This window comes from Enterobacter cloacae complex sp. P6RS (assembly GCF_014982245.1).
Classification (GTDB): Bacteria; Pseudomonadota; Gammaproteobacteria; order Enterobacterales; family Enterobacteriaceae; genus Enterobacter; species Enterobacter bugandensis.
The window spans coordinates 162,989-173,770 of the sequence record NZ_JADCLB010000018.1 but is presented as its reverse complement, the minus strand read 5'-3'; the positions used below and the strand labels follow the sequence as shown (position 1 = coordinate 173,770).

The window sequence follows — 10,782 nt, the reverse complement described above, 5'->3', positions numbered from 1 at the left end:
GCTTTTTTGCTATCTGCGATATAAAAATATGAACCTGCCGCATTTTCCTCAAGCTAATCCCGTCGGTGCCGATACCTCTGTTTTATAACGCGAGGAAAAAGTATGACGACCATTCAGGCTTCAACCCAACAGATTCAAACCAGCGGCGCGAGTGGCACTTCGAGCAGTAACGATATCTCTGCGCAAATCACCCGCATTCTCGACAAGATCAAAAAGCTGACCCAGCAGTTAAAAGAGCTGGCAAACAGCCCCGGCAGCGCAGATGAGAAGAAGAAGCAGCAGGAACTGATTCAGACCCAGATCAAAGTGCTGCAGGCACAGCTCGCCGCACTGCAGCGCCAGCAGGCCGAAGAAGCTCAGAAGAAGCAGGATCAAAAACTGGGCAAAGTAGAAGGCGTGAATAGCCCGTCAGACACTAATCAGATTGATATCTACATCTAATCGTCTGATGCGTTAAACAGTGGATCGCGTATGCGGGCCTCGGTTAATCGTTGTGCCTGGATACGCACCACTTCCCAGATGGCCTGCGCCGCACCCGAGAGCGAACGATTTTTTCGCCGCACCAGCATCAGCTTTCGTTCGACAACGGGCGTCAGCCGCTTCACCGCCAGCTGGCTTCCCTGCGGCAGGGGAAGCGCCAGAGCGGGCAACACGCTGATGCCAATTCCGGCTTCCACCATCGGAAACAGCGTGGCCGGATGACCAATCTCCTGCACGATCGTTGCCTTAACGCCCTGATTCACCAGCGCGGAATCAATCAGCGGACGGCTGCCTGAGGCATAATCCTGTAAAACCAGGTTCGCCCCCTGCAGGGACTGCCAGCTGACCTCGAGCAACGCTGCCAGCGGGTCGTCGTCACGGCAGAGCAGTAAAAAAGGCTCAGAAAGAACGCTTTCGCATTCCAGATCGCTCACCTGGCCAGGATCGATCACAATACCAAAATCCACATCGCCCTGGCGGATGCTCTCCAGCACCCACTGCTGCGGTCTGTCATGCAGGACAAAATCAATATCAGGATAGCGATGGTTACCCTCAGCAATACATTGCGGGATAAGGTGCGCGGATATCGTCTGGCTGGCCGCAACCCGCACGGTGCCCGACAGCTGCTGCCCCAGCCTCCCCACGTCTCTGAGCGTGCTGTTCAGCTCATCAAGCAGCCGTTCAAGACGCAGGGCCAGCTGCTGCCCCGCTTCGGTCAGGACCACTTCGCGCGTGGTGCGATCAAGCAACCTAACGCCGGTCTGGTTTTCCAGCTCTTTCACGCTGTGGCTGACCGCCGACTGGCTCAGGCCGATCATTTCACCTGCCCGGCTAAAGCTGCGGGCATGGGCGACGGTGACGAAAATGCGAAGCTGGCGTAGGGAATAATTCATCTGTTTAATTCATGAATGGATGCAATAAATCAATTTTATTTCTCAAATGGAAAAAAGCACAATAGCGACATCTGTTTTCAGGAGTCATTATGAAACTATTTCGTATTCTTGATCCGTTTACGCTCACCCTGGTGGCTACCGTTTTACTGGCCTCGTTCTTCCCTGCTCGCGGCGGTTTCGTCCCTTTTTTTGAGGGACTGACGACAGCCGCCATCGCACTGCTGTTCTTTATGCACGGCGCAAAGCTCTCCCGCGAAGCGATTATCGCTGGCGGTAGCCACTGGCGACTGCACCTCTGGGTGATGTGCAGCACGTTTATTCTGTTCCCGATCCTCGGGGTGCTGTTTGCCTGGTGGGCACCGGTTAACGTCGATCCGGCGCTCTACACCGGTTTCCTGTATCTCTGTATTCTCCCGGCCACCGTGCAGTCTGCCATTGCCTTTACCTCTCTTGCCGGAGGGAACGTTGCAGCCGCGGTCTGCTCCGCATCGGCATCCAGCCTGTTAGGGATTTTCGTCTCCCCGCTGCTGGTGGGCCTGCTGATGAACATGCACGGCGCGGAAGGTAACCTTGAACAGGTCGGCAAAATCTGCCTGCAGCTGCTGCTGCCGTTTGTCCTGGGCCATCTCTCGCGTCCGTGGACCGGGGCGTTCGTGGCGAAGCATAAGAAATGGATCTCTAAAACCGACCAGTCGTCGATTCTGCTGGTGGTCTATTCCGCCTTCAGCGAAGCGGTCGTAAACGGGATCTGGCATAAGGTGGGCGCAGGCTCGCTGCTGTTTATCGTGGTGGTCAGCCTCGTTCTGCTGGCAATTGTCATTGCGGTGAACGTTTTTGTGGCGCGCAAATGCGGCTTCAGCAAAGCCGATGAGATCACCATCGTCTTCTGCGGCTCCAAAAAGAGCCTGGCGAACGGCATCCCGATGGCGAACATTCTGTTCCCCACCTCGGTGATCGGGATGATGGTGCTGCCGCTGATGATTTTCCATCAGATCCAGCTGATGGTCTGCGCGGTGCTGGCGCGTCGCTACAAGCGCCAGACGGAAAAGCTGGCGCAGGAAGAGACCCGCGCCGCGAAGGCTTAAGGACGCTTCAGGGGCTGCACCAGCTGGGTCAGCCCCTCGGTTTTGATCAGTAACGTGATAGCCATCAGCTCGCCCAGGCGCCCGGCGGGGAATTCGTCCTTGCGGGCGAACCACAGCAGGTACTCCTCCGGCAAATCGATCAGCCTGCGGCCCTTATATTTACCGAACGGCATTTCCGTATTGGCGATCTCAACAAGCTGCTCTTTCTCCACGTTACTCTCCTAACAGGCGCATCATTTCCGCTTCGTCGATAACCTCAATGCCGAGCTCCTGGGCTTTCGCCAGCTTCGAACCCGCAGCTTCGCCGGCAATCACCAGGTCGGTTTTCTTCGACACGCTGCCCGCCACTTTGGCCCCCAGCGCCACCAGACGCGTTTTTGCATCGTCGCGTGAAAGCTGGCTAAGGCTACCGGTTAGCACCACGGTTTTACCGGCAAATGGGCTATCAATTTCTTCGGCGTTGACCACCACCGGCGCGGGCCATTTAATGCCCTCTTCCAGCAGCTTGCCGATGACCTCGCGGTTGCTCTCTTCGGCAAAGAAGTTAAAGACGTGCGTGGCGACGACGATGCCGACGTCCGGCACTTTCTGCAGCTCGTCGATGCTTGCCTTTTCCAGCGCCTCCAGCGTACCAAAGTATGCGGCTAAACCTGCCGCCGTCGCTTCGCCGACTTCACGAATGCCCAGCGCGTACAGGAAGCGGGCGAAGGTCGTCTCTTTCGCTGCTTCCAGCGCGTTAACCACGTTCTGGGCTGACTTCGGCCCCATGCGATCCAGACCGGTCAGTTTGCCTGCCGTGAGCCTGAACAGATCCGCTGGCGTATGGACATACTCTTTCTCAACCAGCTGATCGATAATCTTGTCGCCCATGCCGTCAACGTCCATTGCGCGACGGGAAACAAAGTGCTTAAGCGACTCTTTACGCTGCGCGCCGCAGATCAGGCCGCCCGTACAGCGGGCCACCGCTTCGCCTTCCACACGCTCTACGTCAGAGCCGCATACCGGGCAGTGGGTCGGGAAAATGACCTCGCGCGTATCATCAGGACGTTCTGACTCAACAACGTTCACTACCTGCGGGATAACATCGCCCGCGCGGCGAATGACCACTTTGTCACCAATGCGCAGGCCGAGGCGTTCGATTTCATCGGCGTTGTGCAGCGTAGCGTTACTCACCAGCACGCCTGCGACCTGCACCGGCTCCAGTCGAGCGACCGGGGTAATAGCGCCCGTACGGCCCACCTGAAACTCCACGTCGCGAACGAAGGTCATCTGCTCCTGGGCAGGGAATTTAAACGCCACCGCCCAGCGCGGCGCACGCGCCACAAAGCCCAACTGCTCCTGCAGCGCCAGCGAATTGACCTTGATGACAACGCCATCGATATCAAAGCCGAGCGTCGGACGGTCCTCTTCCACTTTGTGGTAGAACGCCAGCACCGCTTCCGGCGAGTCGCAGAGCTGAACGCGATTGCTCACCGGCAGGCCCCAGGCTTTAAACTGCAGCAGACGCCCGAGGTGCGTGTCCGGTAACTCACCACCTTCCAGAATACCGACGCCGTAGCAGAAGAAAGTAAGCGGTCGCTTCGCGGTGATGCGCGGGTCAAGCTGGCGCAGAGAGCCTGCCGCCGCGTTACGCGGGTTAGCAAACACTTTCCCGCCGGTGCGACGCGCCTCTTCGTTAATTTTCTCGAAGCCCGCCTGCGGCAGGAACACCTCGCCGCGCACTTCCAGACGCGCAGGGATGTTGTCGCCCTGCAGCTTCAGCGGGATCGCGCGGATGGTTCGCACGTTAGTGGTGATGTCTTCCCCCGTCGTACCGTCGCCACGCGTGGCGGCGCGCACCAGCACGCCGTTTTCATAGAGAAGGCTGACCGCCAGGCCGTCGAGCTTCAGCTCGCAGCACCAGGTGAGGGAATCGCTGCTTTTCAGACGGTCCTGCACGCGCTTGTTAAACGCGAGGAAGCTCTCTTCATCAAAGACGTTGTCCAGCGACAGCATCGGCACTTCGTGACGCACCTGGCTGAAAGCCCCCAGCGGCTCGGCGCCGACGCGCTGGGTCGGAGAATCTGGCGTAATCAGTTCCGGGTGCTGCGCCTCCAGCTCGCGCAGCTCGCGCATCAGCCGGTCATACTCCGCATCAGGCACTTCCGGTGCGTCCATAACATGATAGAGATATTCATGATGGCGAAGCGTGGTTCGCAGTTCAGTGAGTTGTTGTTCGATTGAGTCCATATCGCACCATCAATGAGAAAAAACCCCCGACAGGCGGGGGTTGAGGAGGAGTTGAAGTAAACGCGACAATTACGCGTTGGCTTCCTTAACTTCACGGATGCGGTCCTGATACTCGCGCAGCTTCTGCGGGGTCATCATTCGACGCTGATCGTCGAGCACCACACCACCCACTTCATCAGCGATGTGCTGAGCGGACTGCAGCATCAGCTTGAAGTTTTGCAGCTCGTCGCCGTAGGACGGCACCTGCATAAAGATAGTGACACCCGGCGTCACGAAATCACCGGTCATTTCCGGGTCAAAGGTGCCTGGGTTGACCATATTGGCCAGACTAAACAGCGCCGGACCACTACCGTCAGGACTCAGGTGGCGATGGAAAATGTTCATATCGCCAAACTTGAAGCCTGCCTGTTGAATACTGTTGAGCAACACGTCACCGTTGAGATGGCTGCCGTGATGCGCGGCCACGTTCATGATGATCACCGCTTCTTTACGCTGCGGCTTTTCAACAACCGGTTCAGGCTCGACGACCGGCTCTGGTTCAACGTGCGGAGCCGGAGCGGGCTGCGGCGCAGGCTGTACATGAACAGGCTGCTGCACAGGTTGCTGTTGCACGGGCTGCTGCACAGGTTGCTGTTGAACCGGCTGTGGCGCAGCGGGCTGCTGTTGTACAGGCGGTTGCGGCGGCTGACGTACAGGTTCTTCCACTGGCTGCGGCGCTGGCTGGCGCGGCTGGGCAGAGGCATACGGCGGTTGATACTGGTGCTGCGGAGCGCGGGGGGCTTCATGCTCCCCATGAGCCGCGCCGGGCGCAGTATTGACCCGATGAACACGAACTTCACCCACGCCGTCGTCGTCGCTACCGGTGATGTCATCTTCAGTGTCATCATCATCACGACTGGACTTCATGCGCTTCAGTGGGCGATCGCGAAACATCGAGGAACGCTCTTTACGGCTGGTCCAGAAACCATGTACCAGTAAAGCGATTATGGCGATCGCGCCAACAATGATTAATATCAGACGCAAATCCTGCATCATTATATTCTCTGTTGTTCTAACACCTTGCCACCACGGCAAACATTTACTCACTAAGAGTATTTGCCGTTTACGTCAAGTGCAAGTGTGTGCAGAGCATTCGCAGCATAAAGATGAAGTAAATCGTGCTTTTTGCTGGTTTTTCGAACATTTCCGAACTGGTCATTGGTCCGCAAGTGGATAATATAGGCGGGCAATTCCACTGGTTGTGAAAAAAGGAGTACAGCCTGGTTATGGTTTCAACATCGTCTTCTCCCCCGCGCAGCGGCGTCTGGTATTTTTCTCAGGGCTGGAAGCTGGTCTCACTGCCAGGTATCCGTCGCTTCGTCATTCTGCCGCTGCTGATCAACATTATTCTGATGGGCGGCGCGTTCTGGTGGCTGTTCACAAAGCTCGAAAGCTGGATCCCGTCGCTGATGAGCTACGTGCCGGACTGGCTGCAGTGGCTTAACTACCTGCTCTGGCCGGTGGCGGTCATCTCCGTGCTGCTGGTATTCGGCTATTTATTCTCAACGATCGCGAACTGGATAGCCGCGCCGTTTAACGGCCTGCTGGCGGAACAGCTGGAGGCGCGGCTTACCGGCGCAACGCCTCCGGACACGGGCGTGCTGGGGATCGTGAAAGATATCCCGCGCATTATGAAGCGCGAGTGGCAGAAGTTTGCCTGGTACCTCCCCCGCGCGGTTGTACTCCTTGCCCTCTACTTTGTCCCCGGCATTGGCCAGACGGTTGCGCCGGTGCTGTGGTTTCTGTTCAGCGCCTGGATGCTGGCCATCCAGTACTGCGACTATCCGTTCGATAACCACAAGGTGCCGTTTAAAGCGATGCGCACCGCTCTGCGCACCCGGAAGGTCGCCAATATGCAGTTCGGCGCGCTGACCAGCCTGTTCACCATGATTCCCTTCCTTAACTTGTTCATCATGCCGGTTGCGGTTTGCGGCGCGACGGCGATGTGGGTGGACTGCTATCGTGCTAAGCACGCGTTATGGAAATAATGCAAAAATGTGTAAAGCAGGGGTGGCTTATGCCGCCCCTTATTCCATACTGATCCCCATTATTTCCTTGCAGTATATAGATATGCGAATTCCTTACTTCCCCCTACCTGCTTAGCAGGTATGCTGGGTCGGTATCCCAATTTCATACAGTTAAGGACAGGCCATGAGTAAGATTTATGAAGACAACTCGCTGACTATCGGTCATACGCCCCTGGTTCGACTGAACCGTATCGGTAATGGACGCATTCTGGCGAAGGTCGAATCACGCAACCCGAGCTTCAGCGTAAAATGCCGCATCGGTGCAAACATGATTTGGGATGCTGAAAAACGCGGCGTGCTGAAGCCAGGCGTTGAGCTGGTGGAACCGACCAGCGGTAACACCGGTATCGCTCTGGCCTATGTTGCTGCCGCACGCGGCTACAAGCTGACCCTGACCATGCCGGAAACCATGAGCATCGAACGTCGCAAACTGCTCAAAGCGCTGGGGGCGAACCTGGTCCTGACCGAAGGCGCGAAGGGCATGAAAGGTGCCATTCAGAAAGCGGAAGAGATCGTGGCCAGCGATCCGGCGAAATATCTTCTGCTGCAGCAGTTCAGCAACCCAGCTAACCCTGAAATTCACGAGAAGACCACCGGCCCGGAAATCTGGGAAGATACTGACGGCCAGGTTGACGTATTTATCTCCGGCGTCGGCACCGGCGGCACGCTGACCGGCGTGTCTCGCTATATTAAAGGCACAAAAGGTAAAAAAGAGCTGATTACCGTTGCCGTTGAACCTACCGACTCCCCGGTTATCGCTCAGGCGCTGGCGGGTGAAGAGCTTAAGCCTGGCCCGCATAAAATTCAGGGCATCGGCGCGGGCTTCATTCCGGGTAACCTGGATCTGAAGCTGATCGATAAAGTCGTTGCCATCACGAACGAAGAAGCCATCTCTACCGCGCGTCGTCTGATGGATGAAGAAGGCATTCTGGCGGGTATCTCTTCCGGTGCGGCCGTTGCGGCAGCGCTCAAACTTCAGGAAGATGAAGCCTTTACCAATAAGAATATTGTGGTTATCCTTCCTTCTTCGGGTGAGCGTTACCTGAGCACCGCACTGTTTGCCGATCTGTTCACGGAAAAAGAGCTGCAACAGTAGTGCCAGTATGTTAATAACGCGTAAAAAAGCACCTTTTCGGGTGCTTTTTTGTGGCCTGCTTCAAACTTTTGACCCTCCTGGCATTGCTTCACCCCGATGTGTCTGGTATTTAAACCAGCAATTATTTTGAAGCGTGAAATTAATCAGTGAACGAAATACCCTTGCTGAATCGATTTTATGATTTGGTTCAAGTCTTCCTTTCGCTGCATAATGTTTAATGACGATTGAAACGTCAGCGCTAACAATACAGGCTAAAGTTAAGCCGCCAGGCTAGACTTTAGTTCCACAACACTAAACCTATAAGTTGGGGAAATACAATGTTCCAGCAAGAAGTTACCATTACCGCTCCGAACGGTCTGCACACCCGCCCTGCTGCTCAGTTTGTTAAAGAAGCGAAAGGCTTCACTTCTGAAATCACTGTAACTTCCAACGGCAAAAGCGCTAGCGCAAAAAGCCTGTTCAAACTGCAGACTCTGGGCCTGACTCAGGGCACCGTTGTTACCATCTCTGCTGAAGGTGAAGACGAGCAGAAAGCAGTTGAGCATCTGGTTAAACTGATGGCTGAGCTCGAGTAAGTTTCCGGGTTCTTTTAAATATCAGTCACAAGTAAGGTAGGGTTATGATTTCAGGCATTTTAGCATCCCCGGGTATCGCTTTCGGCAAAGCACTGCTGCTGAAAGAAGACGAGATCGTCATCGACCGGAAAAAAATTTCTGCCGACAAGGTTGATCAGGAAGTTGAACGTTTTCTGAGCGGTCGTGCCAAGGCATCTGCGCAACTGGAAGCGATCAAAACTAAAGCTGGCGAAACTTTCGGTGAAGAAAAAGAAGCCATCTTCGAAGGGCATATCATGCTGCTCGAAGATGAGGAGCTGGAGCAGGAAATCATAGCCCTGATTAAAGATAAAGGCATGACGGCCGACGCGGCTGCGCATGAAGTTATCGAAGGTCAGGCAACTGCCCTGGAAGAGCTGGATGATGAATACCTAAAAGAGCGTGCGGCTGACGTACGTGACATCGGTAAGCGCCTGCTGCGCAACATCCTGGGCCTGGCCATTATCGACCTGAGCGCGATTCAGGATGAAGTGATCCTGGTTGCCGCTGACCTCACCCCGTCTGAAACCGCACAGCTGAACCTGAAAAAGGTCCTTGGTTTCATCACCGACGCGGGTGGCCGTACCTCCCACACCTCAATCATGGCGCGTTCTCTGGAACTGCCTGCCATCGTGGGCACCGGTAGCGTCACCTCTCAGGTGAAAAACGGCGACTATCTGATTCTGGATGCCGTAAATAATCTGGTTTACGTCAACCCAACTAACGAAGAGATCGAAAAACTGCGCGCGGTTCAGGAGCAGGTTGCGACTGAAAAAGCGGAACTCGCTAAGCTGAAAGACCTGCCAGCCATCACCCTGGACGGCCATCAGGTAGAAGTGTGCGCAAACATCGGTACCGTACGCGACGTTGATGGCGCTGAGCGCAACGGTGCGGAAGGTGTTGGTCTCTATCGTACAGAATTCCTGTTCATGGACCGCGACGCGCTGCCAACGGAAGAAGAGCAGTTTGCTGCGTATAAAGCCGTCGCAGAAGCGTGTGGCTCACAGGCGGTTATCGTCCGTACCATGGACATCGGTGGCGACAAAGAGCTGCCGTACATGAACTTCCCGAAAGAAGAGAACCCGTTCCTGGGCTGGCGTGCCGTGCGTATCGCGATGGATCGTAAAGAGATCCTGCGTGACCAGGTTCGCGCTATCCTGCGTGCCTCCGCTTTCGGTAAGCTGCGCATCATGTTCCCGATGATCATCTCTGTTGAAGAAGTGCGTGCACTGAAGAAAGAGATCGAAATCTACAAACAGGAACTGCGCGACGAAGGTAAAGCATTTGACGAGTCAATTGAGATCGGCGTGATGGTGGAAACACCAGCGGCGGCGACCATTGCGCGTCATTTAGCCAAAGAAGTTGATTTCTTTAGTATCGGCACCAATGATTTAACGCAGTACACCCTGGCAGTTGACCGTGGTAATGATATGATTTCACATCTCTACCAGCCAATGTCACCGTCCGTACTGAACTTGATCAAGCAAGTTATTGATGCTTCTCATGCAGAAGGTAAATGGACTGGCATGTGTGGTGAGCTTGCAGGCGACGAACGTGCTACACTTCTGTTGCTGGGTATGGGTCTGGACGAATTCTCTATGAGCGCCATTTCCATCCCGCGCATTAAGAAGATTATCCGTAATACGAACTTCGAAGATGCGAAGGTGTTAGCAGAGCAGGCTCTTGCTCAACCGACAACGGACGAGTTAATGACGCTGGTTAACAAGTTCATTGAAGAAAAAACAATCTGCTAATCCACGAGATGCGGCCCAATTTACTGCTTAGGAGAAGATCATGGGTTTGTTCGATAAACTGAAATCTCTGGTTTCTGATGATAAGAAAGACTCCGGAACTATTGAGATTGTTGCTCCGCTCTCCGGCGAGATCGTCAACATCGAAGACGTGCCGGATGTAGTGTTTGCTGAGAAAATCGTTGGTGATGGCATTGCTATCAAACCAACTGGCAACAAAATGGTTGCTCCAGTTGACGGCACCATCGGTAAAATTTTTGAAACCAACCATGCGTTCTCTATCGAATCTGATAGCGGTATCGAACTGTTCGTTCACTTCGGTATCGACACCGTTGAACTGAAAGGCGAAGGCTTCAAGCGTATCGCGGAAGAAGGCCAGCGTGTTAAAGTTGGCGACCCGGTGATTGAATTCGATCTGCCACTGCTGGAAGAAAAAGCCAAGTCTACCCTGACGCCGGTTGTTATCTCCAACATGGACGAAATCAAAGAACTGATCAAACTGTCTGGCAGCGTCACCGTGGGCGAAACCCCGGTTATCCGCATCAAGAAGTAATTCTTGCCGCACAGAAAAATGGCGCCTTCGGGCGCC

The 10,782-nt window shown here is 54.9% G+C and carries 11 protein-coding genes; 7 read left to right on the top strand and 4 right to left on the bottom strand.

Annotated elements, in window-relative coordinates; genetic code table 11:
• The first annotated feature begins 102 nt into the window (after nucleotides 1-102).
• Nucleotides 103-441, top strand: a complete 339-nt coding sequence (locus INF73_RS12225; protein WP_041908812.1) for a FlxA-like family protein — start codon at nucleotides 103-105, stop codon at nucleotides 439-441.
• Here INF73_RS12225 and INF73_RS12220 read toward each other — a convergent pair.
• Nucleotides 438-1,373, bottom strand: coding sequence for a LysR family transcriptional regulator (locus INF73_RS12220; protein WP_041908810.1), 936 nt, complete (start codon nucleotides 1,371-1,373; stop codon nucleotides 438-440). The two genes, INF73_RS12225 and INF73_RS12220, sit on opposite strands and share 4 nt — an antisense overlap.
• A gap of 89 nt (nucleotides 1,374-1,462) precedes the next feature.
• Between INF73_RS12220 and INF73_RS12215 the strand changes: the two genes are divergently transcribed.
• The gene (locus INF73_RS12215; RefSeq protein ID WP_041908807.1) at nucleotides 1,463-2,458 is read left to right on the top strand and encodes a bile acid:sodium symporter family protein; all 996 of its coding nucleotides are present in this window, start codon (nucleotides 1,463-1,465) and stop codon (nucleotides 2,456-2,458) included.
• Here INF73_RS12215 and INF73_RS12210 read toward each other — a convergent pair.
• The 3 genes from INF73_RS12210 to zipA all read right to left on the bottom strand — a co-directional run bounded on the left by INF73_RS12210 (nucleotide 2,455) and on the right by zipA (nucleotide 5,722).
• Nucleotides 2,455-2,670 carry a DUF3820 family protein gene (locus tag INF73_RS12210; RefSeq protein WP_003861328.1) on the bottom strand — a complete coding sequence of 72 codons (216 nt, stop codon included), beginning with the start codon at nucleotides 2,668-2,670 and terminating at the stop codon, nucleotides 2,455-2,457. The genes INF73_RS12215 and INF73_RS12210 overlap by 4 nt on opposite strands.
• 1 nt (nucleotide 2,671) lies before the next feature.
• Nucleotides 2,672-4,687, bottom strand: a complete 2,016-nt coding sequence (gene ligA, locus INF73_RS12205; protein WP_193540731.1) for an NAD-dependent DNA ligase LigA — start codon at nucleotides 4,685-4,687, stop codon at nucleotides 2,672-2,674.
• Between the two features lie 69 nt (nucleotides 4,688-4,756).
• Nucleotides 4,757-5,722, bottom strand: a complete 966-nt coding sequence (zipA, locus tag INF73_RS12200) for a cell division protein ZipA (protein WP_193540733.1) — start codon at nucleotides 5,720-5,722, stop codon at nucleotides 4,757-4,759.
• A gap of 230 nt (nucleotides 5,723-5,952) precedes the next feature.
• On the opposite strand from zipA, the gene cysZ reads away from it, so the two are divergent.
• The 5 genes from cysZ (at nucleotide 5,953) to crr (ending at nucleotide 10,746) form a co-directional block, all read left to right on the top strand.
• Nucleotides 5,953-6,714: a sulfate transporter CysZ gene (gene cysZ, locus INF73_RS12195; protein ID WP_028013995.1), complete on the top strand. Its 762-nt coding sequence runs from the start codon at nucleotides 5,953-5,955 to the stop codon at nucleotides 6,712-6,714.
• Between the two features lie 163 nt (nucleotides 6,715-6,877).
• Complete coding sequence (cysK, locus tag INF73_RS12190; protein WP_028013996.1) at nucleotides 6,878-7,849, top strand: cysteine synthase A; 972 nt, start codon at nucleotides 6,878-6,880, stop codon at nucleotides 7,847-7,849.
• A gap of 317 nt (nucleotides 7,850-8,166) precedes the next feature.
• Nucleotides 8,167-8,424, top strand: coding sequence for a phosphocarrier protein Hpr (gene ptsH, locus INF73_RS12185; RefSeq protein ID WP_000487600.1), 258 nt, complete (start codon nucleotides 8,167-8,169; stop codon nucleotides 8,422-8,424).
• A gap of 44 nt (nucleotides 8,425-8,468) precedes the next feature.
• Complete coding sequence (gene ptsI / locus INF73_RS12180; RefSeq protein WP_008501604.1) at nucleotides 8,469-10,196, top strand: phosphoenolpyruvate-protein phosphotransferase PtsI; 1,728 nt, start codon at nucleotides 8,469-8,471, stop codon at nucleotides 10,194-10,196.
• 40 nt (nucleotides 10,197-10,236) lie between these two features.
• Nucleotides 10,237-10,746, top strand: coding sequence for a PTS glucose transporter subunit IIA (gene crr, locus INF73_RS12175; RefSeq protein ID WP_003861316.1), 510 nt, complete (start codon nucleotides 10,237-10,239; stop codon nucleotides 10,744-10,746).
• Nucleotides 10,747-10,782: the final 36 nt, after the last annotated feature.

What these genes read in the sequence shown, in the direction of transcription:
- INF73_RS12215 (WP_041908807.1), top strand. Translation starts at nt 1,463, where the DNA reads ATGAAACTATTTCGTATTCTTGATCCGTTTACGCTCACCCTGGTGGCT.
- crr (WP_003861316.1), top strand. Translation starts at nt 10,237, where the DNA reads ATGGGTTTGTTCGATAAACTGAAATCTCTGGTTTCTGATGATAAGAAA.
- ptsI (WP_008501604.1), top strand. Translation starts at nt 8,469, where the DNA reads ATGATTTCAGGCATTTTAGCATCCCCGGGTATCGCTTTCGGCAAAGCA.
- cysZ (WP_028013995.1), top strand. Translation starts at nt 5,953, where the DNA reads ATGGTTTCAACATCGTCTTCTCCCCCGCGCAGCGGCGTCTGGTATTTT.
- cysK (WP_028013996.1), top strand. Translation starts at nt 6,878, where the DNA reads ATGAGTAAGATTTATGAAGACAACTCGCTGACTATCGGTCATACGCCC.
- ligA (WP_193540731.1), bottom strand. Translation starts at nt 4,687, where the DNA reads ATGGACTCAATCGAACAACAACTCACTGAACTGCGAACCACGCTTCGC.
- zipA (WP_193540733.1), bottom strand. Translation starts at nt 5,722, where the DNA reads ATGATGCAGGATTTGCGTCTGATATTAATCATTGTTGGCGCGATCGCC.
- INF73_RS12220 (WP_041908810.1), bottom strand. Translation starts at nt 1,373, where the DNA reads ATGAATTATTCCCTACGCCAGCTTCGCATTTTCGTCACCGTCGCCCAT.
- ptsH (WP_000487600.1), top strand. Translation starts at nt 8,167, where the DNA reads ATGTTCCAGCAAGAAGTTACCATTACCGCTCCGAACGGTCTGCACACC.
- INF73_RS12225 (WP_041908812.1), top strand. Translation starts at nt 103, where the DNA reads ATGACGACCATTCAGGCTTCAACCCAACAGATTCAAACCAGCGGCGCG.